Here is a 26,954-nt window from a genome sequence, read left to right on the forward strand (position 1 = left end):
ACAGGGGTTTATAGATCTGTTCGGTCAGTCATCCTCCATGGAGTCGTCATCACTTGCCAGCTCGCGCTCGATCTGTTCAATGCTGGGCAGGCTGGTTTGCAGCTCTGCCGGCAGGGATTCCACCAATTGGTATTCGGCCACGCCAATGGGGCGGGCGTTATCACGCAGGGCATATTCGGCCACTACCTTGTTCTTGCTCTTACACAGAAGAAGGCCGATGGTCGGGCCGTCCTGCGGATGCTTGAGCTGGGCATCTACTGCGGTGAGGTAAAAGCTCAGTTGACCCAAATGCTCTGGCTTGAACTTGCCAGACTTGAGTTCGATTGCCACATAGCAGCGTAGTTTCAGGTGATAAAACAGCAGGTCGATGAAGAGCTCGTCGCCGCCTACATCCAGCAGCACTTGCTGGCCGACGAAGGCAAAGCCTGCACCTAGTTCCAGTAAGAACTCGGTGACATGCTTGACCAGAGCGTTTTCGATCTCGCGCTCCTGGGCATCAAGAGTCAAACCGAGGAAGTCGAAACGGTACGGGTCTTTCAGTGATTCGCGAGCCAGATCGGACTGCGGTTTGGGCAAGTGACTATCGAAGTTACTGACTGCATTGCCGCTTCGCTCCAGCAGACGGGTCTCGATCTGCATTACTAAAATGTTGCGCGACCAGTTGTGCTCGATGGCCTGGGCGGCGTACCAGCAGCGGGTTTGCGGGCTGGGCAATTTGTCCAGCAGCGCTAACTGGTGATACCAAGGCAATTGTGCAAGCACCTCTTGCACAAATTTTGCGTCCGGCCACGCTTCGGCAAACGCGCGCATGTATTTGAGGTTGCGTGGGGAAAACCCTTTCATATCAGGAAAGGCTGCGCGCAAATCCTGAGCCAGGCGGTCGATTACCTTGGTACCCCAACCCTGTTGTGCCTGCCGAGACAAAATATACTGACCGATCTGCCAGTAGAGCAGCACTAGTTCGCGGTTCACCGCCAGAGTGGCGCGCTGCTGGGCATTATGGATGCGGCCTTTGAGGTCGGCCAGCCAATCTCCATAGCCTTCGGGCGGCATGGTCATGCTAGCAGGGGTATCGCTCATGCTTTTTTCCCTTGTGGCTTTTTCGGCGCGGACTCGTTTGCCGTCATCTCGGAGTAGAGGTCAATAGAAGGCGAGGCCATAAAAAAGCGCCGAGCGAATGGGAGCACTCTGCACCGATCCAAACGGTGGGCTGCTAAATCCAATTCTGATTTGGCAGTGACGGTCGAAGATTAGTCAGCGCATTTATCAGGCGCAAGCAGGTTGGACTTTCAAGGAAATTTCCTTCAAAAGAAATAGAAGCTTCTTACTTTAAAGCCTATCGAATCGCTCATCGGCGGCGACCGCCATCGCATAGCTTTCAATTTGTGCTTTTACCTCAAGGTCGATTTTCTGTGATGGACGCTTCAGCTCTACGACAGGGGAGTTGACGTTGGTTAAGGGGTTTAGTTATCCGTGAGGGGGTCTCAGCAGGGTTGCTGATTGACGCTCACAAGCTACAAATTTCGATTTCATGGATAATTTTGTAGCTTTCAAGCCACAAAGTTGACTGTTGATGAAAATCACAATCGATGTTGCGATTTTTGTGTCTTAGGGGCTACAGTAATCGAAAAATTGACGATTATTGATGCTCAGGGGCTACAAATGACGACTCTGTTTGATGTTGCCGATATGTTGAAGCAGGCCCGAGGTAAAGCCCGCTTGAGTCAGGAAGCCTTGGCTAAACGTGCTGGCGTATCCCGTTCGACCGTGGCGCGCATGGAAACCATGTCTAAAGGCGATATGAGCGTCTCGGCATTCGTTCGCCTGTTGGAAGCGGCCGGGTATGACTTGAAGCTGGTGAAGGCCGGACATGAGCGTACCGTTGAAGACATCCTGGCCGAGCAGCGCTCCGGAGTTTCTGAATAATGATTTTAGATGTCCATGTCAGCGCAAGAACCGTCGCCAAACTCTACCGAGAGCGCGATGAGTACATCTTGAAGTACTTGCCTGGGACGGAAAATGGGGACTTCGCCAGCTTGGCGTTGCCTGTTCGGGAGGAGCCTTGGCGGTGGCCCCGCGATCTGTTCCCGTTTTTTCGACAGAATTTGCCTGAGGGATATTTGCTAGGGGTAATCCGTGAGGAATTTGGCGCATTGCTCGACGGCACCGACCTTTCATTGCTGGCTGTAATCGGTGGCGCCGGGATTGGGCGGGTGACCGTCACGCCTGAAGGCGTCGCGCCGGGCGCCGAAATGGAGCCCTTGGAAATTGACCAATTGTTGACCGCCGAAAACACCACAGAACATTTTGCTGCACTGGTGCGACGTTACGCACGAGCGGCGATATCGGGTGTAGTACCTAAATTCATCGCGACAGATATCAAACATCACGATTTTCCTTTGGGCAAACCCACCCTGCGTACTGGTTTTCACATCATCAAAGGCTCGGATGACACGACACCCTACCTGGGCTTCAACGAGTTCTACACCATGCGTGTGCTAGAGCGATTGCAGGTCGTACCGGTAGCCACCTGCAGCATGTCGGACGATGGACGAATATTGGTAGTGGATCGTTTCGACGTCGATGAACACGGCCAGCCGCTCTGTGGGTTGGAAGATGCGTGTGGATTGTTGGGGCTTCCGCCTCATGAGAAATACGCAACCACCACCGAACGAGTATGGAACGCCACTCGCCCTTACATACCCGGAGACCGGCTACGGGAGCAGCGTGAGCACTTCGGTTGGCACATTTTGGCGAACTACGTGGTGCGAAACGCCGACTGTCATGCCAAAAACATCGCGCTCTATTACACCTCGCGAGCCGACGTCGCGTTCACACCAATCTATGACTTGGTAACCACTCAGGCTTATCCCCGCTTCGCCTCGAATCCCCCAGGTTTATCTGTGGGCGGTCGGCAGACCTGGACGCCGGGCCGCACGCTCGAGATCTTCTTCAATGGTGTTTTGGGGATTCCCCCGCGTCAGTACGCCATGATGGTCGAGCAACTGTGCGAGTCGGCTATCACCGTGGGAAAAGAAGTGATCGAAGCCGCGAAAAACGAACCTGCCTGGCGTGATGTGGCTAAACACATGGTGCACGCCTGGAACGAAGGCATGGAAACGTTACGGAGTTCGAAAGCGGCTCCGCATTTTCGAGGGTTGGATACCGCCATTACGGAGGCGGGGTTCTCAGTCCCGCGAGCGGCAGAAAGCAGTCGAGTACAGATTGGCCGTTCCGAGTTGTTGGCGCCGAGAAAACGCAGGTAAACCCCGTATCAGGCAATACTCGACTGACCCAATGCTGAGGGTATTGATCGGCTAGGATCAAACTCGAGGCTATAGGTCATCCAGACTTACCTTGACTCTCTGAGGGGCGGCAAGACGTTCGGTGACCACTGAGAGGAGCGCTTCATCCTCTGCGCTAAGTAGTGCTGCCTCGAAAGGCAATTTGCATCGCTCGACGACGTATTGAAGGGATTGGCGCAAAAGCTCCGAGGCCGTCACCCGAGTTTCTCCAGCTCTTCAAATGAACGCGGCTTCAGGTCATCGTCAATGCGAATGTTGATGGAAGCCATGGTGAGATGCCTGTAATGACGGTTGCCGCTAGATTAGCAGTTACGTTCCTAGCTCCACAGTCCTTCTTTCAGGCATTAAAAAGCCGGCTTGTGGCCGGCTTCTCGGGGACTGGCTTGATTCATTTTTGGTAAACCGCGCCAGCCTTCAAAACGTACACCCGGATCTTGCGTCCGGCTGTGGGACTCGGCGAGAAAGTGATCTGCCGGGTCGGTGCGATCTGAGCCTTGGGAGGGTCGATGCGCAAATGTGGGGCGCAGCATACTGATTTTTTTGAGAAATTCCCAGCTTGGTGTGTGTGATGGAGCTGTCGGGGATGCTTTGGGCCGTAGATCAGGCTTGGGTTTTGAGGGTGAATGTTCCGCCGCCTTCGTCGGAACGCCGCCCGGGGCAAGCCCGCTCCCACAGGGGACTGCGTTGGTTACGCACTTTGTGTCTGATGCAAAATCCTTGTGGGAGCCTGCTCGTGAAGGGGCCGGGCCTGCTGCACTAGACCCTCGCGCACCATTTCCCACAGGGGTTGTGTGATGACGGCAGGCGTGGATGGCGAATAAAGAACCGCGGCATTACAGGAACGGCACCGGGGGCCTGCGTTTGTTCAGGGTCGACCACCAGAATACCCAGCCCAATACCCTGATGTTCTGTTCTTCGATTTGCGCAGCCCTGAAGATCTCATCCGGGTATTCAGCGCTGTTGTGGCTGCGCATGCGCAGTGCGTTGCCCGGAATCCGATGCAGATACTTGATCCGCAACATACCGTCATGCTCGATGGCGTAAATCTCGCCATCGATAATTTGCGTGAGCCCGCGGTCGATGGCGAGGAGGGAGCCGTCTTCAATCTTTTCGGCCATGCTGTTGCCGATCATGCGCGCGCAGATGGCGTCGGCGTGGTTGATTTCCAGGGAGTCGAGATCGGCACGAGTCAGGCGGATGGATTGGCTGGGGTCCTTCGTGACCTGGGTTTTGTGGGTGCCGGCCGTGATGACTGTTTCTTTGTAGAAGGGCAGTTCGACATCGATCGGCTCGATGACTCTGTAGGTGCCGCGGATCGCCTGGGCGTCGAAGGTGTTGCCGGACTCGTCGAGCAGACGCAGTTCTTTGGGGTCTTTCGGGCCTTCGCCGGTTTTCAGCCATTGACTGTTCACGGACAGTTTTCTGGCGACTTCTTCCATGCAATGGGCGGGTACACCGCGGGCGTACCAGTTGTGGACGTTTTGCGGCGCCGTGTCCAGGAATTCAGCGAATCCTGTTGTCGTAATGTTCGCCGCTTCGAGGAGCGCTTTAAACCGTGGACCGCTAGTGTTCTTTTTCATAAACGCGAGTCTACTGGCGCCGGGTGGGGCTTTGAATAAACGAACTGTTCAATTTGCGAGGGAAATTTAGACCGGATGTAAGACGCATTTAGAGAAAATTAAACAACAAAACCCATATTTTCAGACCCGTATGCGGCGTGTTTAAAGAGGGCTTTTCAGGCAGCCACAAAAAACCCCGGATCAACCGGGGTCTTCTTGCAGCTTGCAGCTGACAGCTGGCTTTAGCCTTTATAGGCAGCAACCGACTTCATGATCTCGGTGCGAGCGGCTTCTGCGTCGCCCCAGCCTTCGATCTTCACCCATTTGCCTTTTTCGAGGTCTTTGTAGTTCTCGAAGAAGTGCTTGATCTGTTCCAGCAGCAGAGGCGGCAGATCGGTGTATTCCTTCACGTCGACGTACAGCTGGGACAGCTTGTCGTGTGGGACTGCGATGACTTTGGCATCGCCGCCGCCGTCGTCGGTCATGTGCAGGATGCCAACTGGGCGGGCGCGGATGACCGAACCTGGGGCAACCGGGTAAGGGGTCACGACCAGCACGTCGAGGGGGTCACCGTCGTCGGCCAGGGTGTTCGGGATGAAACCGTAGTTGGCCGGGTAGAACATCGGGGTGGCCATGAAACGGTCAACGAACAGGCAATCGCTGTCTTTGTCGATTTCGTATTTGATCGGCGCGTGGTTGGCCGGGATCTCGATCGCGACGTAGATGTCGTTCGGCAGGTCTTTGCCAGCCGGAATCTTGCTGTAGCTCATTGGGCGGTGCCCCCCGTTAGTTGACCAAAAACACTTGGCCGGATTGACCAAAAAGTGGCGGCGATTATAGGCATATTCCGCCACCGATGCCATGTACCAGAGGTCGTAGAGACCGGGGTGTCCTGTCTCACCGATACTATCGCTTTTTGACGGCGTCCGTTGCGGCCATGCTGCGTTGCCGCTCCTCGCCATAGCCAGCTATGACACAACGGCCACTCGTCAAAAGAGGGACGTATCGGTGAGACAGGACACTAGTCGTGTGCCTCGTGTGCCTGATAGACCGGGTTTTCGGCCAGAAGTTGCCGCAGCCGGGCGAGCGGGTCCTGCCGGTAAAACAGCTTCAGCTGCTCATAGACCTCAGGATACGCCTCATGCAGCAAATCCGGGGCGCTGAAGAAGTATTCGCTGGTGACCGCGAAAAACTCGGCGGCGTTTTCCGCTGCGTAGGGGTCGATGGCGGTTTCGGCGTCGGGATTGCGCTCAAGTTGCCCGTCGAGATCGTCGTAGGCCTCTTGCATGACCTTCGCCCAGTCGCTGACGCGCATGTCGGCGTGCAGCGGCGGCAGGCCGTTGGCGTCGCCGTTGAGCATGTCGAGTTTGTGCGCGAGTTCGTGGATCACCAGGTTGTAGCCTTCCCAGCCGCCACTGGCCATCACGCCGGGCCAGGCGAGGATGACCGGGCCTTGTTGCCAGGCCTCGCCACTGTGCTCACCGTCCCATTCGTGCTCGACCCCGCTGGCGTCACGATGGCGTTGGGGGCTGAGGAAGTCGTCGGGGTACAGGACGATTTCGTGGAACCCCTGATACCAGTTCAGATCGCCCAGATGCAGCAACGGCAGTTGCGCCTGGGCGGCAAGCAGCAGGCGTTGCTCCTGGTGAAGTTCGACGCCGGGCAGGGCGGTCAGGTGTTTGTCGTCGAGAAACAGCACGCAGGCTTCGCGCAGCCACTGGTCTTCGGCAGCGCTGATGCCATCGAGAAAACTCAGCTGATGGCGCACCCGCTGCCACATGTCATCGGCAATCGGGTGCCTGCCCAATATGCGCCGACGACGCCAGGCGCTAAGCGACCACATGCCGGATCAGCGCGGTTGGGCTTTGGACGCGGCGTTGCCGAAGCGGCTGCGGACGACGCCGATGATCATCGGCAGCAGCGATAGCAGAATGATGCCCACCACCAGCAGCGACAGGTTTTGCTTGATGAAGGGTACGTTGCCGAAGAAATAACCGAGCGTGACCAGGCCGCCGACCCACAGGATAGTGCCGAGGACGCTGAAGCCAAAGAAACGCGGGTAAGGCATTCTCGCCACACCGGCGACGAACGGTGCAAAGGTGCGGATGATCGGCAGGAACCGCGCCAGGGTCACGGTTTTGCCGCCGTGCTTGTCGTAGAAATCATGGGTTTGTTGCAGGTAATCGCGACGGAAGATCTTCGAGTTCGGGTTACTGAACAGCTTTTCTCCTGCCGTTCGTCCGATCACGTAGTTGGTGCTATCGCCGAGGATCGCCGCCAGCATCAGCAAGCCGCCCAACAGCACCGGGTCCATGCCACCACCGGCCGCGACGGCGCCAGCGATGAATAGCAAGGAATCGCCCGGCAGGAATGGCATCACCACCAGGCCGGTCTCGCAGAAGATTACCAGAAACAGGATGGCGTAGATCCATGGCCCGTAGTTGTTCACCAGCAAGTCGAGGTAAACATCGAGATGCAGGATAAGGTCGAGCGGGTTGAAATCCATGGAGGGCACCTGTGGTGACGGCCCGACTCGGCAGGCCTGTGCGGATGACTTCGCGAAAGCCTACGGATAGCGGTAGTTTTTCTTACAAGCCGGAAAGTTCAGCATTATACGGACTGAAGGGGGAAAAGCGCGTCGAGTTTGTAGCGGGGGATTTCGCACAAGACCAGCGGGGGTTGGCGCGATTTTTTTTGTAGGAGCAGCCGGTCGACGCTCGATTGCTCGCGATGACGGTGTGTCATTCAACACATGTATCGCAAGTAAGACGGCTATCGCGAGCAATCGAGCGTCGACCGGCTGCTCCTATAGATGTGAGGCGAATCAGAGCCCGTCGCTGATCGGCAACACGTAGTTCTTGAACTCGGTGTCTTCCTTGAACCCTATGGATTCGTAGGTTTTCTGCGCCACTTCGTTGTTGCTGCTGGTGGAAACACGCATGCGCACGGCATTGGTTTCCTTGGCCATTTTCTTCGCCGTACGGATCAGGGTGTCGGCCACCAGCTGGCGGCGCGCATCTTCGGTGACATAGATGTCGTTGAGAATCCACACGCGCTTGAGCGAAAGCGACGAAAAGCTCGGGTACAACTGGCAGAAACCCATCAGTCTGTTGGTGTCGTCATCGGCCAGGGCCAGGTAGATCACCGATTCCTTGCGCCGCAGGCGTTTCTCGAGAAACGCCCGGGACGAATCCGGATACGGCAATGAGCCATAAAACTCGCGATATTTGACGAATAACGGGGTCAACAGGTCCAAGTGTTCGAGGGTCGCTTGAATAATCCGCATGGTAGGTCTCGTCTTCAAGTGGCTGTCTTACGTGTTGACGGCGATGGGAAACCCCTGGCGGCCGTGCATCGATCCTGCCTGAAACCCGAATGGAAACGCAATGCGGAAACGGTTCAGGCATGCGGCGTGCTTAGTAGGAAATTTCCTTTTTTATCTGCACCTGCGTCCGACTCCAGCGTTTGGACCTGAGCCTCGTCCTTGAGATGGACCCCCGACAACTGGCGCCGGCAGGCTTCGCGCATCAGATAAAGCAAACGATGTGCCGCCATGCCATAACTCAGGCCTTCGAGTCGCACGTTGGAGATGCAATTGCGATAAGCATCCGTCAGGCCGATCTTTGGATTGTAGGTGAAATATAATCCCAGGCTGTCTGGCGAGCTGAGGCCTGGGCGTTCACCGATCAGGATCACGACCATCTTGGCGCCCAATAACTCGCCAATTTCGTCGGCCACGGCAACGCGGCCTTGCTCAACCAGAACCACAGGTGAAACCGACCAGCCCTCAGCCTCGATCTGTTCTTCCATCCGGGTCAGGAACGGCACGGTGTGGCGATGAACGGCCAGGGCCGACAGGCCGTCGGCGACGACGATGGCCAGATCGACGCCGCCGGGATTGGCCGCTGCGAGATCGCGCAGGGTCTGCGCCGAGGCCTCACTCAACTTTCGTCCCAGGTCGGGGCGCTGCAAGTAACTGTTACGGTCCGTTGCCGCGCTGTGCAGCAACAGGCTTTCACGTCCACGCGCCGCCAGTTGCGAGCCGAGCGCGGCATGGTCGAACGGCAAGTGCACTGCATCCCGGGCCTGGGCGTGGGCGTATTGGAAATCCAGCTGCGCATGGGTTGGCATACTGGTGCCGGTGCGGCCCAAGGCAATCCGCGCCGGCGTCAGGCGGCGCAGTCCCAGCAAGGGGTTTGGCTGATCAACAGGTGGTTTATCCATTAATACATTCATCCCAGTTGCGCCATGGCCTGACGGAAGGCTGGCGGCAGGCTGTCGCCGAAGTGAATCTTGCCGTCCGCCTGAGTGAATATGCCCATTTTTGCCAGCCATTTTTCGAACTCCGGCGCCGGTTTCAGCCCCAGGGTCTGGCGAGCGTAGAGCGCGTCGTGGAACGAAGTGGTCTGGTAGTTGAGCATGATGTCGTCGGAGCCGGGGATGCCCATGATGAAGTTGATCCCGGCCACGCCCAACAGGGTCAGGAGGGTGTCCATGTCATCCTGATCGGCTTCGGCGTGGTTGGTGTAGCAGATGTCGCAGCCCATCGGTACGCCCAGAAGCTTGCCGCAGAAGTGGTCTTCGAGGCCTGCGCGGATGATTTGTTTACCGTTGTAGAGGTATTCCGGGCCGATGAAGCCTACAACCGTATTCACCAGGAACGGCTTGAAATGACGCGCCACGGCGTAGGCCCGGGTTTCGCAGGTCTGCTGATCGATGCCGTGGTGGGCATTGGCCGACAGGGCACTGCCCTGGCCGGTCTCGAAATACATCAGGTTCTGGCCCAAGGTGCCGCGATTCAGGCTCAGACCGGCGTCGTAGCCTTCCTGCAAGACGTTGAGGTTGATGCCGAAACTGGCGTTGGCCGCTTCGGTGCCGGCGATTGACTGAAACACCAGGTCCAGCGGAACACCGCGATTGATGGCTTCAATCGAGGTGGTGACGTGGGTCAGCACGCAGGCTTGAGTGGGAATCTCGTAGCGCTGGATGATGGCGTCGAGCATTTCCAGCATGGCGCAGATGGAGCTGAGGCTGTCGGTGGCCGGGTTGATGCCGATCATCGCGTCGCCATTGCCGTACAGCAGGCCGTCGAGAATGCTCGCGGCGATGCCGGCGGGTTCATCGGTGGGGTGGTTCGGTTGCAGGCGTGTGGATAACCGGCCGCGCAGGCCCAGGGTGCCGCGGAATCGGGTGACCACGCGGATTTTCTGCGCCACCAGCACCAGGTCCTGCACGCGCATGATTTTCGACACGGCGGCGGCCATTTCCGGGGTCAGGCCGGGGGCGAGGGCGCGCAGGCTTTGTTCGTCGGCGGCATCGCTGAGCAGCCAGTCGCGCAAACCGCCGACGGTGAGGTGGCTGACGACCGCAAATGCCTGTTTATCGTGAGTGTCGATGATCAGCCGGGTGATTTCATCGGACTCGTAGGGAATCAGAACTTCCTGCAGGAAGTGGGTAAGCGGGATGTTCGCCAGCGCCATCTGCGCGGCCACCCGCTCGCCATCGTTGAGTGCCGCGACACCCGCCAGAAAGTCCCCGGAGCGCGCCGGACTGGCCTTGGCCATGACCTCCTTGAGGCTGTCGAAACGGTAGGTGTGGCCACCGACAGTGTGAGCAAAACTAGCCATAAAGATTCTCCGTGACGGCGCAGATGGGGGCTGCGCCGTAATTTGCAGCCGTCAGTGCAGGGCTTTTTCGGCTTTCTGAATGGCCGCGAATTCTTCTTCGGGCGTGCCTGCCACCAAGTGATGCCTACTGTAGAAAGCGAAGTAAGCAATTAACACTCCATAGATGATCGCAGCGCCAACCACCACGCGCGGATCTACCAGAAAACCCGCCACCACGGCGATGCAAGCCAGCACCAGCGCGACACCCGAGGTGAAGATACCGCCCGGCGTGCGGTATGGCCGATCCATCTTGGGGCGCCGAATGCGCAGCGTGATGTGCGCCGCCATCATCAATACGTAGGAAATGGTCGCACCGAACACCGCCACCAGAATCAGCAAGTCACCCTGACCGGTCAGCGACAACCCGAACCCGATGATGCCAGGAATGATCAACGCCAGTACGGGGGCCTTGCTCTTGTTGGTTTCTGACAGTTTGCGCGGCAGGTAGCCGGCGCGGGACAGCGCGAAAATCTGCCGCGAGTAGGCGTAGATGATGGAGAAGAAACTGGCAATCAGCCCGGCCAGGCCCACCAGATTGACGAAGTGGCCCATCCAGGTCGAGCCGCCATAGGCCTTGCTCAGTGCTTCGACCAACGGATTGCCCGAGGTCACCAGGGCATGTGCACCTGCACCTCCTGGGCCGATCACCAGAATCAGCAGGGCAAAGCTCACCAGCACCAGCATGGCGCCAATCAGTCCGCGGGGCAGGTCGCGTTTCGGGTTTTTGGTTTCTTCAGCCGCCAGCGGCACACCTTCGACGGCGAGGAAAAACCAGATGGCATAGGGAATGGCGGCCCAGACGCCGACGTAGCCGAAGGGCAGGAAGCTGCTGGCGCCCTTGGCCTCGGTGACCGGGATGTCGAGCAGGTTGGCGACGTTGAAGTGCGGCACCATGGAGATCAGGAACACCCCCAGTGCCAGAGCGGCGACGGCGGTGATGCCGAACATCAATTTGAGGGCTTCACCGACGCCGAAAATATGGATGGCAATAAAAATGATGTAGAACGCCAGGTAGATCATCCAGCCGCCAATGCCGAACAGGGACTCGCAATAGGCGCCGATAAACACCGCGATCGCCGCAGGGGCGATGGCGTATTCGATCAGGATCGCGGTTCCGGTCAGGAACCCGCCCCAAGGGCCGAACGCACTACGGGCAAAACCGTAGCCACCGCCTGCGGTCGGGATCATGGAAGACAATTCCGCCAGGGAAAAGCACATGCACAGGTACATGGTCGCCATCAGCAGCGTGGCGAGAAACATACCGCCCCAGCCACCCTGGGCCAGGCCGAAGTTCCACCCCGCGTAATCGCCGGAGATGACGTAGGCAACACCGAGGCCGACCAGCAGGACCCAGCCTGCCGCACCTTTTTTCAGTTCGCGTTGCTGGAAATAGTCGGAGCCGACTTTTTCAAAGTCCACAGAGGAGCCGGGTGCGGAAGCACCAGGGGATTCGCTAGGCATCGAGTTCACCATTTCTTATTGTTTTTGGCCGGCGCGGTGCCGGAATGTGCGGGGCACCCCTGTGGGATCGGGCTTGCTCGCGAAGAGGTCGGGACATTCAACAGGGAGGTTGACTGTCAGACCGCTTTCGCGAGCAAGCCCGCTCCCACAGGGGATTGCGGTGTGCTGATGGGTTAGAAGAAGCCCAGCGGGTTGATGTCGTAGCTCACCAGCAGGTTTTTGGTCTGCTGATAGTGATCGAGCATCATCTTGTGGGTTTCACGGCCGACGCCGGACTTCTTGTAGCCACCGAACGCGGCATGCGCCGGGTACAGGTGGTAGCAGTTGGTCCACACACGACCGGCCTTGATGGCGCGGCCCATGCGGTAGGCGCGGTTGATGTCGCGGGTCCACAGACCGGCACCGAGGCCGAACTCGGTGTCGTTGGCGATGGCCAGGGCTTCGGCTTCGTCCTTGAAGGTGGTGATGCTCACCACCGGGCCAAAGATTTCTTCCTGGAATACGCGCATTTTGTTGGTGCCCTTGAGCAGGGTCGGCTGGATGTAATACCCGGTCGCCAGGTTGCCCTCGAGTTTTTCCACCTTGCCGCCCGTCAGCAGCTCGGCGCCTTCGCCCTTGGCGATTTCCAGGTACGAAAGGATTTTGTCGAATTGCTGCTCGGACGCCTGGGCGCCGACCATGGTGTCGGTGTCCAGCGGGTCGCCACGTTTGATTTGCAGGACTTTCTTCATCACGACTTTCATGAAGTCGTCGTAGATCGACTCTTGCACCAATGCGCGGGAAGGGCAGGTGCAGACTTCGCCCTGGTTGAAGAACGCCAGCACCAGGCCTTCGGCGGCTTTTTCGATGAAGGTTTCTTCGGCTTGCATGATGTCGGCGAAGAAGATGTTCGGCGACTTGCCACCCAGCTCCACAGTGGACGGAATGATGTTCTCGGCGGCGCATTTCATGATGTGCGAGCCGACCGGGGTCGAGCCGGTGAAGGCGATCTTGGCGATGCGTTTGCTGGTGGCCAGGGCTTCACCGGCTTCTTTGCCGAAGCCTTGCACCACGTTGAGCACGCCCGGCGGCAGCAGGTCGCCGATCAGCTCCATCAGCACGGTAATGCCCAGCGGGGTTTGCTCGGCAGGCTTGAGTACCACGCAGTTGCCGGCAGCCAGGGCCGGGGCGAGTTTCCAGGCGGCCATCAGGATAGGGAAGTTCCACGGGATGATCTGCCCGACCACGCCCAGTGGTTCATGGATGTGATAGGCCACGGTGTTGCCGTCGATCTCGGCGGCGCTGCCTTCCTGCGCACGGATGCAACCGGCGTAGTAGCGGAAGTGGTCGGCGGCCAGCGGGATGTCGGCGTTAAGGGTTTCGCGCACGGCTTTGCCGTTGTCCCAGGATTCGGTGATTGCCAGGACTTCCAGGTTCTGCTCGATGCGGTCGGCGATTTTCAGCAGCACCAGCGAGCGCGCCTGGACGGACGTGGCGCCCCAGGCATCGGCGGCCGCGTGGGCAGCGTCCAGGGCCTTTTCGATGTCTTCGGCCGTGGAGCGCGGGAATTCGGCAATCGGTTGGCCATTCACTGGCGAGGTATTGGTGAAGTACTGACCTTTGACAGGCGCGACGAACTCGCCGCCGATGTAGTTACCGTATTGGCTCTTGAACGAAACGATAGCGCCTTCAGTACCGGGGTGAGCGTAACGCATGATGTTTCTCCTTGGCTTTTGTATTTATAAGGGAGCGCGCATGTGCGCTTGTTATAAGCGTAGAGCAAAGGTCGGGCCACTGCGCTGTAGCCCAGGTAAATCAAGGCCTTGCGCGATTTTTGTCGGACAGGCGGGCGCAGCCTGTGACGCTTTCGGTACATCCCATGTGACACTTTGTACCGTTTGTGGCACAGCTTGTGACCGGGTGGTCTTGCCAGCATTGCAATGCTGGCTCTGCTGGAGGATGCTCGCGTACAACAGGGCGGCGTGAAAATCGCTCGGGGAGAAGAACAAGAAATGCACGACAACCATTTGAGTCGCCATGCCCACCAGGTTTTGACCGTCACTCAGGGAAAATCGCACCTGCAGGGTCCCGGCAGCGATCCATCCATTGCCCGCTCCTGGCTGCGCTGCCTTGAGGACTACCACCTCGATCCGGCCCTGACCATGGCCCCGACAGTGCTGGAACATGGTCGCCTCCTGGAAAGTCGCGAACGCTTGCAGCAGGTGTTGCACATTGCCGGCAACGAAATGTCCAGCCTTCATCAGCAGCTCTCCGGCGCCGGCCATGCGGTGCTGCTCACCGATGCCCGCGGGGTCATTCTCAACTGTGTCACCGCGCCGGCCGAGCGGAAAATTTTCGAACGCGCCGGGCTTTGGCTTGGCGCCGACTGGAGCGAAGCCTGTGAAGGCACCAATGGTATCGGCACTTGCCTGGTGGAGCGTCAATCCCTGACCATCCACCAGGATGAACACTTTCGCGGTCGCCATACAGGCCTGACCTGCTCGGCAAGCCCGGTATTCGATCCTCATGGCGAACTGCTGGCGGTGCTCGACGTGTCTTCGGCGCGCCACGAAGTCTCGCGGCAGAGCCAGTTCCACACCATGGCGCTGGTCAACCTTTCGGCGAAGATGATCGAGAGCTGCTATTTCCTGCGTTATTTCGACAATCAATGGTTGCTGCGTTTTCATCTTCAGGCCGAGTCCGTCGGCTTGTTCAGCGAAGGACTGCTGGCGTTCGACGGGGAAGGGCGAATCAGCGCAGTCAACCAGAGCGCGCTGAACCTGTTGGGACATATCCGCGGTGGGTTGCTGGGCAAACCGGTCGAGGCGTTTTTCGATTGCTCGCTGGATGAACTGCTCGGCCGTGCGAGCGTCAATGCCAGCGCCAGTTGGCCGCTGCGCACCCGTGACGGCCGGAGCCTGTTTGCCTTGCTGCGAGGGCAACCACGCAGCATTCCGGTACCGCTGGTGCGCAGTCCGATGGTTGCCGATCGTTCCCGGCTGTCCGGGATCTGTCTGGGCGACACCGCGTTACAGGAGGATTTTCGCAAATCCCTGCGAGTCTTCGAACGTGACGTGCCATTGCTGATCAACGGCGAAACCGGGTCCGGCAAGGAGGCCTTCGCCAAAGCCGTGCACCACGCCAGTCAACGGGCCGAAAAAGCCTTCGTCGCGCTCAATTGCGCGGCCATTCCTGAAAGCCTGATCGAGAGCGAGCTGTTTGGCTATCGCGGCGGCAGTTTCACCGGGGCGCGCAAGGAGGGCATGCGCGGCAAGTTGCAGCAGGCCGATGGCGGTACCTTGTTTCTCGATGAAATCGGCGACATGCCGCTGGCCTTGCAGACCCGGCTGTTGAGGGTGCTGGAAGATCGTCAGGTGGTACCGATTGGCGGCGAGCCGGAGTCGGTCAATGTACGAATTATCAGTGCCACTCACCGCAATCTGTTGGAACGGGTGCAGGACGGCAGCTTCCGCGAGGATTTGTATTATCGGCTCAATGGGCTGGAAGTTGCACTGCCGGCGTTGCGCGAGCGCAGCGATAAATCCCAGCTGCTCGATTTTTTGCTGGCCGAAGAGGCTGGCGGCGAAACGGTGATCATCGACGCGCCGGCACGGCAGGCGTTGCTGGGTTTTGCCTGGCCGGGGAATGTACGGCAGTTGCGCAATGTACTGCGTACGTTGGCCGCATTGTGTGAAGGCGGACGAATCGGGCTGGAGGATTTGCCGGCGATGATTCGCCAGGCTCGGCCGGCGCCGGTCGTGGCCGCCGAAGCGCCGTCCGAGCATCCGCTGGAGGATGCCGAGCGGCTGGCGCTGCTCAATGCGCTGGAGCAGACACGTTGGCATATGACCCACACGGCCGAACAGCTGGGAGTCAGCCGCAATACCCTCTATAGAAAGCTGCGTAAACACGGCATAGCCCGGTAAACGCACCTCCCCATGTAGGAGCGAGGCTTGCCCGCGAAGGGGGCCTCGAGGCCGCCAAAAGCTTCGCGGGCAAGCCTCGCTCCTACAGGGCTGTGGTGGTCCAGTCCGAAACACAAGGTGCGAATTTCCCCTCCCTGGGCTAACCTGCGGCCATGTTTTACGAGGTCGACTATGCACATTCATATTCTTGGTATCTGCGGTACTTTCATGGGTTCGATGGCGGTTCTGGCCAAAGAGCTGGGCCACCACGTGACGGGCTCCGATGCCAACGTCTATCCGCCGATGAGCACTCAGCTGGAGGCGCAGGGCATTGAGTTGACCCAAGGCTACGACCCGGCGCAGCTCGATCCGGCACCGGATCTGGTGGTGGTCGGCAACGCCATGTCCCGCGGCAACCCGGCCGTCGAATACGTGCTGAACAAAGGCCTGCCTTACGTCTCCGGCCCGCAATGGCTGGCGGATCACGTGCTGCAAGGCCGCTGGGTGCTGGCCGTTGCCGGTACTCACGGCAAGACCACCACCAGCAGCATGCTTGCCTGGGTGCTGGAACATGCGGGCATGAGCCCGGGTTTCCTGATCGGCGGCGTGCCGCAGAACTTCTCGGTGTCGGCGCGCCTGGGTGACACGCCCTTCTTCGTCATCGAAGCCGACGAATACGACAGCGCCTTCTTCGATAAACGCTCCAAGTTCGTTCACTACCGCCCGCGCACGGCGATCCTGAATAATCTGGAGTACGATCACGCCGATATTTTCCCCGATCTTCCGGCAATTGAACGGCAATTCCACCATTTGGTGCGGACGATTCCGAGCGAAGGCCTGGTGATCCATCCGACTACCGAACCGGCGTTGCAGCGCGTGATCGAGATGGGCTGCTGGACGCCGGTGCAAACCACCGGTGCTGGCGGTCAGTGGCAGGTCAAGTTGCTGAGCGAAGACGGTTCGATATTCGAAGTGATGTTCGAAGGCGTCGCCCAGGGCGTGGTCGAGTGGGACATGACCGGACAACACAACGTTGCCAACGCCCTGGCTACTTTGGCTGCGGCGCGTCACGTCGGCGTTGTGCCGTCCATGGGCATCGCCGCGCTGAGTGCCTTCAAAAGCGTGAAGCGACGGATGGAGATCGTCGCGCAAGTCCGTGGCATCACTATCTACGACGACTTCGCTCATCACCCGACCGCCATCGCTACCACCCTCGACGGCCTGCGCAAGCGCATTGGCGACGCCCCGTTGATCGCGATCATCGAGCCGCGCTCCAACTCCATGAAGCTCGGCGCTCACCGTGATGGCTTGCCGGAAAGCGTGGTCGATGCCGACCAGGTGATCTGGTATGCGCCGGCCAACCTCGGTTGGGACCTGGGCGCTACCGCAGCGCTGTGCACCGTGCCGTCGATCGTCAGCGATTCGCTGGAAGGCATCGTCGAGCGCGTGAAGAGCCAGGCCCAGCCCGGCACCCACGTGGTGATCATGAGCAACGGCGGCTTCGGCGGCCTGCACGGCAAACTCGCCGAGGCGCTGCAATGAACAATGGTCCGGAACGCATCACACTGGCGATGACCGGCGCTTCCGGCGCCCAGTATGGTTTACGCCTGCTGGACTGTCTGATTCGCGAAGACCGCGAGGTGCACTTCCTGATTTCCAAGGCGGCGCAACTGGTGATGGCCACCGAGACCGACGTTACGTTGCCACCCAAGACGCAAATGATGCAGGCCTTCCTCACCGAATACACCGGCGCGGCCGCCGGGCAGATTCGGGTGTACGGCAAGGAAGACTGGATGTCGCCGGTGGCTTCGGGCTCTGGCGCGCCGGCGGCGATGGTGGTGGTGCCGTGTTCCACCGGTACCTTGTCGGCCATTGCGACGGGGGCCTGCAATAACCTGATCGAGCGTGCCGCCGACGTCACTTTGAAGGAGCGTCGCCAGTTGATTCTGGTGCCGCGCGAGGCGCCGTATTCGAGCATTCATCTGGAGCACATGCTCAAGTTATCGACTATGGGTGTGACGATTTTGCCGGCGTCGCCGGGCTTCTATCATCAGCCGCAAACGATCGATGATCTCATCGATTTCGTCGTGGCGCGGATTCTCAATCTGCTGAACATTCCCCAGGACATGCTGCCGCGCTGGGGCGAGCACCATCTGACCAGCGATGAATAAGCTGCTGGTGCTGGTGCTGGCGTTGCAGCTGACGGGTTGCGCCACCGCGCGTACGCTCGATGCCGCCAAGCCGGGGGCGCCGGTGGTATATTCGGGGACCCGGCTGGATTTGTATGCCATGAATGGCGGTTGCTGCGCCATGGACCGCTTTGGCGCAGAAGCACCGAGCTACCCCGGCCTTGACCTGCCGGCCAGCGCCTTGCTCGATACATTGTTGTTGCCGCTGTCGTTGTTGACTGTGATTGGGGTCAGTTTTCAGGCGACTGGCGGGTTGTAGCTCGACATTGGATCGGCGTCGCGCCCTTCGCGAGCAAGCCCGCTCCCACATTTTGACCGAGCTCGTCCGGAAAACTCGGTCAAAATGTGGGAGCGGGCTTGCTCGCGAAGGCGTCATTTCAGGCGCCAAAGGACTACCTACCTAACTTGCGCAACTCATCCGACTCGACAATCCGCAGCCCATCCTGCTCTTCCAGCGCCAGTCGCCACAGGGCGCGTGCCAGTTGGCAGGCTTCGATGCCGCGATATTTGCCGGGGATCAAGCGGGACAAGGGCCCAACGAATTGCTCGGCCATTCGCGGTTCAATGCGTTCGCCCAGCAGCAACGAAGGTCGGCAAATGGTCAGTTGCGGCCAGTCCTGCGCGCGCAATGCGTATTCCATCTCGCCTTTGACCCGGTTATAGAAAATCGAGGATCTGCGATCGGCCCCCAAGGCACTGATCACGATCAGGTGCCGTGCGCCCATCTCCCGTGCACGTTTGGCGAACGCCACCACCATGTCCAGGTCCACCGCGCGAAACGCCTGTTCCGAGCCGGCCTGCTTGATCGTGGTGCCCAGGCAGCAGTAGGCGATGTCGACGCGACCGTTCAATTGCGGCAGAAATACCGCCGGGTCGCCGACCGGGTTTTCCAGATGAGGGTGCTCGGCCAATGGCCGGCGTGATGGCGCCAATACTCGCGTAATCGTTGGCTCATTGAGCAGACGGTCGAGAAGATGTTCACCGGTCAAGCCCGTGGCTCCGGCAAGCAATACGTGCTGAGGCGTCAAGTACATAGTGTTTCCCCCTTGATACTATTGAGCTTAGTCGCTCTTTGCATCCTTGCTGCGGATAGAGGCACTTTGCAGTGCCTTTCGTGCTTGCTGTTTGCGTAGCAGCTGCCAGTGGGAGAGCACGGTTTTCGGCGCCCAGATCTGCGGCTCGGAGGCTTCGAAGCTGTCTGCCAGTTCGCGCTCGGCCACGGTGGCCTTGGCCAGCTTGAAGGCGTGCTCCAGATCGTCGGTCTGGTTCAGCGCCTGAGCAAACAAGGCATCGCCAAAGTAAGTGAAGTTGGCTTGTTCAGAGCAGCCGAAGGACACCCGGTCGGCCCGCGAGGCCGTCATGATCAGGGTGCGCTCGTCTTTCAGGGCCGGGATGAAGCCGCCGGAGTAGCAAGACGAAATCACGATGATCTTGTCGCGATTTTTCAGCGGTGCCAGGACGGCAGCAAGTTCGTCGGCCGGCAGATCGGACAGTTCCATGCGCGGCTGGTCGAGCACCAGTTCATGTTCGCTGGTGCCGTGGCTGGTCAGGTACAGGAAAATCAAATCTTCCGGGCCGCTGCGCTCGGCCAGCGTCAGGGCGGCGCGGCGCAGGTTTTCCCGGGTGGCCATCGGCCGGTCGACAAGGTGGTCGCGATGGTTGACCAGGCGGATCTGGCCAAAGGCGCCGAAGCGGCTGGTGAGCATGTTGCTGACGTAATCGGACTCGCGCAGGAACACGCTTTGCTTGCCGTCACCACCAAGGGTCAGGGTGTAGAGCTCGATCGCCGGGGTCGAGGCCGGTACGTTGGCCAACGCGTCGTCAAGCAGGCGGCCCTGGGCCAGCAAGCCGAGCTCGAGCGGGTCGGGCAGTAACTTGCCGTCGGCATCGCGCACGCGCTGGCCGTTGATCCAGGTACCGCTCTGCACCGTGCCATCGGTCAGCACCAGCGTGCCGTGACCGTTGTAATTGTCGACGTCGAATTGGCCGATATAAAAGCTGCCATCGGGCAGGTTCAATCGGCCCTGGCCGGTAAAGCGCCAGTCGTTGAACTGGCCGATATAGTGGCTGCCGTCGGCGCCGATCATCTCGCCCTTGCCGTTGAGCGAGCCTTCCTTGAACAGGCCAAGCCAGACATCGCCGTCGGCGTTCTCGTAGCGACCCTTGCCGTGCAGTTGATTGTTCTTGAAACCGCCGACGTAGATGTCGCCATCGGCACTGTTGAATGTCCCTTTGCCTTCCAGCTGACCGTCGACGAAATGGCCGGTGAACTGATTGCCGCTGGCGTCGCCCCGCTGGCCTTCGCCGTTGGGTTTGCCGTGGGCGAACTGGCCCTGATACGAGCTGCCGTCTTCGAGCTCGAGACGCCCGAGCCCCGAGTATTGATCGGCTTTGAATTCCCCGCGATAGGTCATGCCGTTTTCTTTGAGGGTGCCTTCACCGTCCCGTCGCCCGGCCTTGAAGCCGCCGGTATAGCTGCTGCCGCTGGTGCTCAGCTGACCCTTGCCGTCGAACAGCCCTTGATTGAAAGACCCGCGATAGACTTCGCCGTTACTGCCGTGCCATTCGCCCTGGCCATGCCATTGGCCCTGATCGAACCCGCCGGCGTACCAGCTGCCGTTCGGATAGTCGACGCGGCCCTGGCCTTGCAGCAAGCCATTGACCAGATCGCCACGATAGCGACCGCCGTCCGGCAGGCGGGCGTCGGGAGGCAACAGTGATTCGCCATCGCCGCAAGCGGTGAGTAATAGGGTCAAGGCAAGGAGTGCTAGTGAGCGCATAGCGGGATCCGGGCAATTAGGCGACCGAGTATGCCGCAGCTCGGTGTCCTTACATAGCCAGGACAAAGGAGAGGGCGCGAAACAGCGTGAGCTGCTTCGCCTCCGGGATGGTTTATACGAAGCAGAGGGACAAGGGTTGCGCGATATACGCCGGTTTTTCCGAGCCTTCGATTTCCAGGGTGGCGGTGGCCTTGAGCAGCCATTGGCCGGGTTTTTTCTCGGTGACTTCGGTCAGATCGACCTTGAGTCGCACTTTCGAGTCGACCTTGACCGGCTGAATGAAACGCACGCTGTCGAGGCCGTAATTGACCACCATCTTCAAGCCTTCAGGCATGACGAGGATGTCTTCCATCAGTTTGGGGATCAGCGACAGCGACAGGAAACCGTGTGCAATGGTGCTGCCAAATGGCGTTTGCGCGGCTTTGACCGGGTCGACGTGGATGAACTGATAGTCCCCTGTGGCTTCGGCGAACAGGTTGATGCGCTCCTGATCGATGGTGAGCCATTCGGAACGTCCGAGTTCCTTGCCGATATAATCTTTGAGCTCTGCAACGGGAACATAGGGCATTGAGACCCTCCTTGGGTTCATCGGTTTTATAGTTTTGAGGTGGGGGGATTTGACCTCCCGGATTACCTCTTTAGATCAACATGGCAAATGGCTCCGGTCAACTGTCCATGCTTCTTGCGAATGCCGATCCATAGCGTCGGCATGTTTATAATGCGCAACCCGCCATTGCGGGTGACGGGTTTTGCGGGAGATGAAGGATGTTGTTACGTGGCCTGACCTGGCTGGTGCTGTTCCAATTGCTCGGGACCGCCCTCAACCATTTGTTTTTGCCGGTGCTACCGGGGCCGATCATCGGCCTGCTGCTGTTGCTGGTGTTTCTGATCAGCCGTGGCCAGGTCGGTGAGCCGCTGAACCTGGCGGCCAGCAGTCTGCTGCGCTACCTGCCGTTGCTGCTGGTGCCACCGGCCGTGGGCGTGATGGTTTACGCCGCCGATATCGCGGCGGACTTCTGGGCCATCGTCGGCGCGCTGGTGTTGTCGCTGGTGCTGTCCCTGGCGTTTGCCGGAGTCTTGATGCAGCGCATGATCAAGCGTCACGCGCCTCATGAGGACGGCCAATGATCTTCGACTGGCACGGAGCCTGGGCATCGGTGATTCATCATCCGTTATTCGGCATTGGCGTGACCCTGGGCGCCTATCAATTGGTGTTGGCGGCGTTCGAGAAAACCCGCTGGATCTTTCTGCAACCGGTGCTGGTTTCCATGCTGCTGGTGATCGGTGTGCTGGTGGGATGCGGCCTGACCTACGCTGAATACCGCAAGAGCACCGAGATTCTCAGCATCTTGCTCGGCCCCGCAACGGTCGCGCTGGCGGTGCCGCTTTACCTCAACCTGCGGCGGATTCGTCAGTTGTTCTGGCCGATATTTACTACGCTGGTGATAGGCGGCGTGGTTGCCACGGGCATGGGCGTATTGCTGGGCTGGTGGTTTGGCGCCGAACACATGATCCTGATGACCATGGCGCCGAAGTCGGTGACATCGCCGATTGCCATGCTGGTGGCCGAGCAGATCGGTGGCGTCGCGGCGCTGGCGGCGGTGTTCGTGTTGATCACCGGGGTGATCGGGGCGATCTTCGGGCCGAGTCTTTTGACCCGGCTCGGGGTCCACAGTCCTGAAGCCCGCGGCATGGCCCTGGGCATGACCGCCCACGCGGTCGGCACGGCGGTGGCGATGCAGGAAAGTGAAGAGTGCGGCGCCTTCGCGGCGCTGGCGATGAGTCTGATGGGCGTGGCCACGGCGGTGTTCCTGCCGTTGGCAGTGTCGATGGTGGTGTAAGGAAATATTTATGAGCTTGCCGCTTTTTCCGCTGAACACGGTGCTGTTTCCTGGCTGCATCCTCGACTTGCAGATTTTCGAGGCGCGCTACCTGGACATGATCGGCCGCTGCATGAAACAGGGCGGCGGCTTCGGCGTGGTGTGCATTCTCGATGGCGAAGAAGTTGGCATCGCTCCGGCGGGCTATGCGCTCGTCGGGTGCGAAGCGCGGATCACCGATTTCAAGCAGCAGGACAATGGCCTGCTGGGCATTCGGGTGCAGGGCGGGCGGCGTTTCCACGTGGTGCGCACCGAAGTGCAGCGCGATCAGTTGATTGTCGCCGAGGTCCAGTGGCTGGAAGACGAACCCGAACAACCGCTCCAGGACGAGGACGCCGATTTGGTCGCGCTGCTCAAGGCCTTGGCGGAACACCCGATGGTCGAAGCCCTGAATATGGGCAACGAAGCGATCGGGCAACAATCGCTGGCTAATCAGTTGGCGTATTTGCTGCCGTTCGCCGAGTTGGACAAGATCGATCTGTTGCAACTTGACGATCCGCAGCAGCGGCTGGACGCGATCCAGGCGCTGCTGGATGAGTTGCAAGGGGAGTTGTTTGCCTGAGGCGCTGGTGACGGTCTGGCAGGTTTAACGCCCCTTCGACAGTCAAGCATGTGGCAAACCTGGCGTGACGATAAACGTCATGCCAGGTGTGTATCTAATCAGTACGGGTCAGGCTTTCTCGATCGGTACTATCAACAGATCCTCGGGTTGGATGCGATACTCCGGATCCGTATCGATTCCCCAATAATCGTTCGTCGAGTTGTAGTGCACCGTGCCGTGAGTTCGTGACGAGAAGTCGATGTTTTTAACAACAACCGTTACGGCCAGTTCGTTTCGTTCCTGGTGCGCACGAATGTCAGCCAACAGGGCGTCGATGCTGGCGTAGCCTTGTGCGTTCATCACATAGAGTTGCAGCACTTCAAATAAAAGTTCGACGGTATAAATATTTCCAGATGAAGTTGCCACGCTGATGGATTCCACCGGTCCCGGGTGGTCCAGGCTCGGCAACTGGACCACCGCGCTACCGACTTGCAGGTTTTCGGACGTCAGCCGTATTTCGTTGCGCGTTACAGTTTCTTTCATTTCGGTACTGAAGAGCGTCCAGGTCGATGCGTCAGAGGTTTGTGCGATGGCGCCAGGTGTGGACAGGCTGAGCAGGGTGTCGCTGACAGGATAGACATCGTAGTTCGAGGCTTGGCCATGCAGTACGTAGATACCGGTATGTGGAGGTGCGGGAAATTTAACCTGCTGGGGAGTGGTGGCGAGCAAAAATGGCTTTATTCGTATGGGGCTGATAAAGCGATAGTGGCCGTGCCGAGGCTTCAGGCATTCCCAGGCCATACGTGATTTGTGACCCGGCGTGGCGGCGTCTTCAATGTAGGAAATGTGCGGGGGAGTTAGCCGATAGGATTTGCCATCCTGCATAACCAGTACAATGTCATGCGCGCTGTGAACGCCGGCGATCCGAATACTGCCACTCGTATGGGCCGCAGTTTTTGGCTGTGGTATTTCGCGAATGATGCCTGTGAAATTAATAATTTTCGAGGGCAGCCAAACCCATATATTGAAATTTGAGTACGTCAGGTAGGTATAGTCCGAGGTGCCAATGTTCGCTTCCATGTCATAACTGACTCTGATTTCAAATATTTCTTCATTTGTGTAATCCAAATAAAACACCGCGGAAGTTTCGGGTGTGTTGGCGTAAGCGATGAAATCGACTCTGCGGCCAGCGCGTGAAACAAAGTTGTGCGTCGACTCCAGCTCGCCGATCACTACGGTTCCGCTGTTGGCGATGTGCGGGGCAGGCGCGGGCTGTCCGCCGGTCACTATGCATTCTACGTCGTAAGCGGCTGAGTCAGTCAGATGAGAAGGCAAGAGGGGCGTCAGCTGGTAACTGTCCCGGGTTTTAAACAGCAACCGATTGTTTTTCACCTGACGCTGACCGTCGACATGTTCGTAGACATTCTCGATGGTCAACACGTGTTCGGGGAGTTCGCCCTCCTTGCCCCGCAACGAACGGATGACCAGCGAAGTATCGATGATCTGCCAGTGTTGAATGCGCTCCATTGGCCAGTCGAATACGACAAGGCTCGATTGTTCGCCGTCTTCGACAATGGTCACTCGAGCCGTGGTGTCGGCGATGAAGTAGCGATCTGTACCGGGGCCGCCATCAACCCGACAGTCCGGCCCGCGGATCGCGATGGTGTCACCGCCAGGTCCGGCATTGATCTGGTCGTTACCGTTGGCCGAGATCTGGTCGGCCATGTCGCTCCCGGTGACCCGATTCAAACCGCTTCGCAAGGTCGAGATGTTTTCGATGGATTTGAGCTGCGCGACCGGGATGTCGTCTTTCGCAGGGTCTTGGTGGCGCAAGGCAACCTTGCCGGTCTGCAGATTGATGTCGTAACCGACATGACGGGTATCAGTGGCCGGAAGGGATCCCTCGAAGGTCAGTGTGTCGGAACCCTCGCCCCCGTCAAGAATGCTGGTTCGGGCAGGTCGCAGTGGCCGGTTCAGTTCCGCTTCGGTTGTTTCGAAGTAAAACCCGTCATCCTTGTCGCCGCCGGTCAGTGCCTTGGCGCCCTCCCGATAGCGGAAGGCATTGGGCTTGTCCTTGACGCCGAAGACCTTGTCATTGCCGTCACCAAGCCGCCAAAAAACCCCTTTATTTTCACCTGGGCTTCCTTTGACGCTGCCGTTGAGGTTTGGCGGGATCCCATCACGAGCATCGATAACGTCGTCTGTACCAACGATAACCGGCTCGTTATCAAGTTCGTACGGTTGTTCCCCGGCGTTTTCGTCCCATTGGTAGTGCCAGATTTTGATGGTCCGCAGCGTAACGTCGAAACTGCCGTTTACAATGTATTCCAGTTGGTCTTTATACGCGCCTTCAAGCAAGTCTTTTGTCGAGAGCTCTAACTGAAGGCTGTAATCGCTGAGGGTCTTGGCAATCTTGTGGCGATCCATCACGTGCTGATCCAGCTTGACCCCCCAGAAGGCGAACCAGCCAGCGCGCAGACGTTCGTGAGCGCTCAGTTCAATATAATCATCAATGTCGTCCACGATCCGCGCGGCCCGGTAGATTTCCGCTCCAACGATGAGTATGGCGGCGGCAGCGATGCCAACAGGTCCGGCGACACTTCCGTAACCGGCCAGCGCCGCCGCGCCCAATACAAGGCTGAGGCTCGCGCTGGCCACGCTTACGCCGCCACTGACATAATGGTCCTGGGCCACCTTGCCTTGCGAGGCGGCGGCGGCATTAAAGGCATTGACGGCACTGATAACGTCAAACGGCAGGGTGATCACGCTGGCAAATAGCCCGGCCCCCCGACTGAATACGCTGCCTACCGATGTGGCGGAAAACCGTTTGAGTACGACAGCGCCGCTCTCGATCATCGCAACGCCGCCCTTGGTCAGGCCTCGTTCGACGATCAACGAACCCACTTCACTCGCAATCGATGCACCGTTGAACACCGCTTCGCCCGTGTCGCCAACCTTGAGGGCTTCCATGGCCCCCCTGAAGCCACTATAGATTCCGAAGGCCTGCATCCCTACGCCTGTGCCGCCCAGCACATAGTTTTTGGTCTTGGCCCAGCGTGGATACTGGTTAACGGACTCGACGGAATGAATGTCCAGTTTTTGCGCCGCCTTGCTTAGCTTGTCGAGGCGATCCAGCGAGCTGCCCGGTATCAGCGGATCCGAGCCGACGAACAGGGGAGGGGCGTCGACCGAGCGGCTCATGGCTATTTCATAGAACAGAGTGGCTACGGTGCCACTGTCTGAGGTTTTCACGGATTTAACACGGACCTCCACCTTGGTTGAGTCAAAACTCAGTCCATCCACAAAAAACTGGTCGGGGGTTTGCATGTTCGCGTTTGCCGTGCTGATGGCGCGGCCATGCACCATCGCGCCCAAGGCCTTGAGTTCTACGCGAGTGATGTTGGAGTTGCCAAATCGCAAGGGCCCGAACTGTTTATCAAGGATTTTGAGTGAGCGAGGGGATACCTGGCTTGGGTGTGTTGTGTCTGGCGCTTCCGTGGGGGCAGGTGTCAAAGGTGGCGCGCTGGGGAGCGTATCAATTTTTCCGGCTGCCGGCGCATGACTGTTGGCCGAAGCGCCGATCGCCGTTACCTGAAGGGGGCGGTGGGTTGCACTTTCCATGGCGGGTTCGATAAGTTGTGCCATTGTTTAATCCTTTAAATAATGAGCGTTTTAAAATACAAATTTTC

Annotated in this window: 23 protein-coding genes and 1 pseudogene; 9 read left to right on the forward strand and 15 right to left on the reverse strand. The window is 58.9% G+C overall.

Annotated elements, in window-relative coordinates:
• Positions 1 to 24: 24 nt before the first annotated feature.
• Entirely contained in the window at positions 25 to 1,080 is a 1,056-nt protein-coding gene (locus tag F8N80_RS24420; protein ID WP_150784866.1) for a PDDEXK nuclease domain-containing protein, read from the reverse strand.
• 582 nt (positions 1,081 to 1,662) lie between these two features.
• Here F8N80_RS24420 and F8N80_RS24425 point away from each other — a divergent pair.
• The gene (locus F8N80_RS24425) at positions 1,663 to 1,926 is read left to right on the forward strand and encodes a helix-turn-helix domain-containing protein (protein ID WP_150746828.1); all 264 of its coding nucleotides are present in this window, start codon (positions 1,663 to 1,665) and stop codon (positions 1,924 to 1,926) included.
• On the forward strand, positions 1,926 to 3,266 hold the full coding sequence (locus tag F8N80_RS24430) for a type II toxin-antitoxin system HipA family toxin (protein WP_150746829.1): 1,341 nt from the start codon (positions 1,926 to 1,928) through the stop codon (positions 3,264 to 3,266). Before F8N80_RS24425 ends, F8N80_RS24430 begins: the two co-directional genes overlap by 1 nt.
• A 69-nt stretch (positions 3,267 to 3,335) precedes the next feature.
• Here F8N80_RS24430 and F8N80_RS24435 read toward each other — a convergent pair.
• From F8N80_RS24435 to exaC, 10 genes and pseudogenes are all read right to left on the reverse strand, one after another.
• Positions 3,336 to 3,574 (reverse strand): annotated as a pseudogene (locus F8N80_RS24435) (type II toxin-antitoxin system RelB/DinJ family antitoxin).
• 564 nt (positions 3,575 to 4,138) lie between these two features.
• Complete coding sequence (locus F8N80_RS24445; protein ID WP_150746840.1) at positions 4,139 to 4,885, reverse strand: S24 family peptidase; 747 nt, start codon at positions 4,883 to 4,885, stop codon at positions 4,139 to 4,141.
• A gap of 221 nt (positions 4,886 to 5,106) precedes the next feature.
• A complete protein-coding gene (ppa, locus tag F8N80_RS24450) occupies positions 5,107 to 5,634 on the reverse strand; it encodes an inorganic diphosphatase (protein WP_028620880.1) in 528 nt (175 codons plus the stop codon).
• Between the two features lie 251 nt (positions 5,635 to 5,885).
• Positions 5,886 to 6,707, reverse strand: a complete 822-nt coding sequence (locus tag F8N80_RS24455; RefSeq protein ID WP_150784867.1) for a zinc-dependent peptidase — start codon at positions 6,705 to 6,707, stop codon at positions 5,886 to 5,888.
• Between the two features lie 6 nt (positions 6,708 to 6,713).
• Positions 6,714 to 7,370 carry a DedA family protein gene (locus F8N80_RS24460; protein ID WP_150746842.1) on the reverse strand — a complete coding sequence of 219 codons (657 nt, stop codon included), beginning with the start codon at positions 7,368 to 7,370 and terminating at the stop codon, positions 6,714 to 6,716.
• A gap of 318 nt (positions 7,371 to 7,688) precedes the next feature.
• Positions 7,689 to 8,150, reverse strand: a complete 462-nt coding sequence (locus F8N80_RS24465) for a GNAT family N-acetyltransferase (protein ID WP_150746843.1) — start codon at positions 8,148 to 8,150, stop codon at positions 7,689 to 7,691.
• 113 nt (positions 8,151 to 8,263) lie between these two features.
• The gene (gene eutC, locus F8N80_RS24470) at positions 8,264 to 9,088 is read right to left on the reverse strand and encodes an ethanolamine ammonia-lyase subunit EutC (protein WP_191632973.1); all 825 of its coding nucleotides are present in this window, start codon (positions 9,086 to 9,088) and stop codon (positions 8,264 to 8,266) included.
• 8 nt (positions 9,089 to 9,096) lie between these two features.
• On the reverse strand, positions 9,097 to 10,491 hold the full coding sequence (locus tag F8N80_RS24475) for an ethanolamine ammonia-lyase subunit EutB (protein WP_150784868.1): 1,395 nt from the start codon (positions 10,489 to 10,491) through the stop codon (positions 9,097 to 9,099).
• 51 nt (positions 10,492 to 10,542) lie between these two features.
• Complete coding sequence (gene eat / locus F8N80_RS24480) at positions 10,543 to 11,991, reverse strand: ethanolamine permease (RefSeq protein ID WP_150746846.1); 1,449 nt, start codon at positions 11,989 to 11,991, stop codon at positions 10,543 to 10,545.
• Between the two features lie 173 nt (positions 11,992 to 12,164).
• Positions 12,165 to 13,685, reverse strand: a complete 1,521-nt coding sequence (gene exaC / locus F8N80_RS24490; protein WP_150784869.1) for an acetaldehyde dehydrogenase ExaC — start codon at positions 13,683 to 13,685, stop codon at positions 12,165 to 12,167.
• Positions 13,686 to 13,982: 297 nt separating this feature from the next.
• On the opposite strand from exaC, the gene F8N80_RS24495 reads away from it, so the two are divergent.
• From F8N80_RS24495 to F8N80_RS24510, 4 genes are all read left to right on the forward strand, one after another.
• The gene (locus F8N80_RS24495) at positions 13,983 to 15,896 is read left to right on the forward strand and encodes a sigma-54-dependent Fis family transcriptional regulator (protein WP_150784870.1); all 1,914 of its coding nucleotides are present in this window, start codon (positions 13,983 to 13,985) and stop codon (positions 15,894 to 15,896) included.
• A gap of 171 nt (positions 15,897 to 16,067) precedes the next feature.
• A complete protein-coding gene (gene mpl / locus F8N80_RS24500; RefSeq protein WP_150746849.1) occupies positions 16,068 to 17,417 on the forward strand; it encodes a UDP-N-acetylmuramate:L-alanyl-gamma-D-glutamyl-meso-diaminopimelate ligase in 1,350 nt (449 codons plus the stop codon).
• On the forward strand, positions 17,414 to 18,046 hold the full coding sequence (ubiX, locus tag F8N80_RS24505; protein ID WP_150746850.1) for a flavin prenyltransferase UbiX: 633 nt from the start codon (positions 17,414 to 17,416) through the stop codon (positions 18,044 to 18,046). Before mpl ends, ubiX begins: the two co-directional genes overlap by 4 nt.
• Positions 18,039 to 18,323: a YceK/YidQ family lipoprotein gene (locus F8N80_RS24510; RefSeq protein ID WP_150746851.1), complete on the forward strand. Its 285-nt coding sequence runs from the start codon at positions 18,039 to 18,041 to the stop codon at positions 18,321 to 18,323. Before ubiX ends, F8N80_RS24510 begins: the two co-directional genes overlap by 8 nt.
• A 133-nt stretch (positions 18,324 to 18,456) precedes the next feature.
• On the opposite strand, the gene F8N80_RS24515 is transcribed toward F8N80_RS24510, so the two are convergent.
• The 3 genes from F8N80_RS24515 to F8N80_RS24525 form a co-directional block, all read right to left on the reverse strand.
• Entirely contained in the window at positions 18,457 to 19,098 is a 642-nt protein-coding gene (locus tag F8N80_RS24515; RefSeq protein WP_150746852.1) for an oxidoreductase, read from the reverse strand.
• Between the two features lie 27 nt (positions 19,099 to 19,125).
• Positions 19,126 to 20,844 carry a C13 family peptidase gene (locus F8N80_RS24520; protein ID WP_150784871.1) on the reverse strand — a complete coding sequence of 573 codons (1,719 nt, stop codon included), beginning with the start codon at positions 20,842 to 20,844 and terminating at the stop codon, positions 19,126 to 19,128.
• A gap of 112 nt (positions 20,845 to 20,956) precedes the next feature.
• Positions 20,957 to 21,412, reverse strand: a complete 456-nt coding sequence (locus F8N80_RS24525) for a MaoC family dehydratase (RefSeq protein WP_150746854.1) — start codon at positions 21,410 to 21,412, stop codon at positions 20,957 to 20,959.
• A gap of 197 nt (positions 21,413 to 21,609) precedes the next feature.
• Between F8N80_RS24525 and F8N80_RS24530 the strand changes: the two genes are divergently transcribed.
• Genes F8N80_RS24530 through F8N80_RS24540 form a run of 3 tightly spaced genes read left to right on the forward strand, consistent with a single transcriptional unit; the run spans position 21,610 to position 23,286 of the window.
• The gene (locus F8N80_RS24530; protein WP_150746855.1) at positions 21,610 to 21,972 is read left to right on the forward strand and encodes a CidA/LrgA family protein; all 363 of its coding nucleotides are present in this window, start codon (positions 21,610 to 21,612) and stop codon (positions 21,970 to 21,972) included.
• The gene (locus F8N80_RS24535) at positions 21,969 to 22,685 is read left to right on the forward strand and encodes an LrgB family protein (RefSeq protein WP_150746856.1); all 717 of its coding nucleotides are present in this window, start codon (positions 21,969 to 21,971) and stop codon (positions 22,683 to 22,685) included. Before F8N80_RS24530 ends, F8N80_RS24535 begins: the two co-directional genes overlap by 4 nt.
• Before the next feature lie 10 nt (positions 22,686 to 22,695).
• The gene (locus tag F8N80_RS24540) at positions 22,696 to 23,286 is read left to right on the forward strand and encodes an LON peptidase substrate-binding domain-containing protein (RefSeq protein ID WP_150784872.1); all 591 of its coding nucleotides are present in this window, start codon (positions 22,696 to 22,698) and stop codon (positions 23,284 to 23,286) included.
• A gap of 108 nt (positions 23,287 to 23,394) precedes the next feature.
• On the opposite strand, the gene F8N80_RS24545 is transcribed toward F8N80_RS24540, so the two are convergent.
• Positions 23,395 to 26,910, reverse strand: coding sequence for a calcium-binding protein (locus F8N80_RS24545; RefSeq protein ID WP_150784873.1), 3,516 nt, complete (start codon positions 26,908 to 26,910; stop codon positions 23,395 to 23,397).
• Positions 26,911 to 26,954 lie beyond the last annotated feature (44 nt).

Origin of the sequence: Pseudomonas fluorescens, from assembly GCF_902497995.1 — a bacterium.
In the GTDB taxonomy this organism is placed as follows: domain Bacteria; phylum Pseudomonadota; class Gammaproteobacteria; order Pseudomonadales; family Pseudomonadaceae; genus Aquipseudomonas; species Aquipseudomonas fluorescens_BK.

Coding starts and splice junctions, on each gene's coding strand:
- exaC (WP_150784869.1), bottom strand. CDS start 13,685: ATGCGTTACGCTCACCCCGGTACTGAAGGCGCTATCGTTTCGTTCAAG.
- F8N80_RS24420 (WP_150784866.1), bottom strand. CDS start 1,080: ATGAGCGATACCCCTGCTAGCATGACCATGCCGCCCGAAGGCTATGGA.
- ppa (WP_028620880.1), bottom strand. CDS start 5,634: ATGAGCTACAGCAAGATTCCGGCTGGCAAAGACCTGCCGAACGACATC.
- eutC (WP_191632973.1), bottom strand. CDS start 9,088: ATGGATAAACCACCTGTTGATCAGCCAAACCCCTTGCTGGGACTGCGC.
- F8N80_RS24425 (WP_150746828.1), top strand. CDS start 1,663: ATGACGACTCTGTTTGATGTTGCCGATATGTTGAAGCAGGCCCGAGGT.
- F8N80_RS24510 (WP_150746851.1), top strand. CDS start 18,039: ATGAATAAGCTGCTGGTGCTGGTGCTGGCGTTGCAGCTGACGGGTTGC.
- F8N80_RS24495 (WP_150784870.1), top strand. CDS start 13,983: ATGCACGACAACCATTTGAGTCGCCATGCCCACCAGGTTTTGACCGTC.
- F8N80_RS24455 (WP_150784867.1), bottom strand. CDS start 6,707: ATGTGGTCGCTTAGCGCCTGGCGTCGTCGGCGCATATTGGGCAGGCAC.
- eat (WP_150746846.1), bottom strand. CDS start 11,991: ATGCCTAGCGAATCCCCTGGTGCTTCCGCACCCGGCTCCTCTGTGGAC.
- F8N80_RS24515 (WP_150746852.1), bottom strand. CDS start 19,098: ATGTACTTGACGCCTCAGCACGTATTGCTTGCCGGAGCCACGGGCTTG.
- F8N80_RS24540 (WP_150784872.1), top strand. CDS start 22,696: ATGAGCTTGCCGCTTTTTCCGCTGAACACGGTGCTGTTTCCTGGCTGC.
- F8N80_RS24535 (WP_150746856.1), top strand. CDS start 21,969: ATGATCTTCGACTGGCACGGAGCCTGGGCATCGGTGATTCATCATCCG.
- F8N80_RS24465 (WP_150746843.1), bottom strand. CDS start 8,150: ATGCGGATTATTCAAGCGACCCTCGAACACTTGGACCTGTTGACCCCG.
- F8N80_RS24445 (WP_150746840.1), bottom strand. CDS start 4,885: ATGAAAAAGAACACTAGCGGTCCACGGTTTAAAGCGCTCCTCGAAGCG.
- F8N80_RS24530 (WP_150746855.1), top strand. CDS start 21,610: ATGTTGTTACGTGGCCTGACCTGGCTGGTGCTGTTCCAATTGCTCGGG.
- mpl (WP_150746849.1), top strand. CDS start 16,068: ATGCACATTCATATTCTTGGTATCTGCGGTACTTTCATGGGTTCGATG.
- F8N80_RS24475 (WP_150784868.1), bottom strand. CDS start 10,491: ATGGCTAGTTTTGCTCACACTGTCGGTGGCCACACCTACCGTTTCGAC.
- F8N80_RS24545 (WP_150784873.1), bottom strand. CDS start 26,910: ATGGCACAACTTATCGAACCCGCCATGGAAAGTGCAACCCACCGCCCC.
- F8N80_RS24525 (WP_150746854.1), bottom strand. CDS start 21,412: ATGCCCTATGTTCCCGTTGCAGAGCTCAAAGATTATATCGGCAAGGAA.
- F8N80_RS24430 (WP_150746829.1), top strand. CDS start 1,926: ATGATTTTAGATGTCCATGTCAGCGCAAGAACCGTCGCCAAACTCTAC.
- F8N80_RS24520 (WP_150784871.1), bottom strand. CDS start 20,844: ATGCGCTCACTAGCACTCCTTGCCTTGACCCTATTACTCACCGCTTGC.
- ubiX (WP_150746850.1), top strand. CDS start 17,414: ATGAACAATGGTCCGGAACGCATCACACTGGCGATGACCGGCGCTTCC.
- F8N80_RS24460 (WP_150746842.1), bottom strand. CDS start 7,370: ATGGATTTCAACCCGCTCGACCTTATCCTGCATCTCGATGTTTACCTC.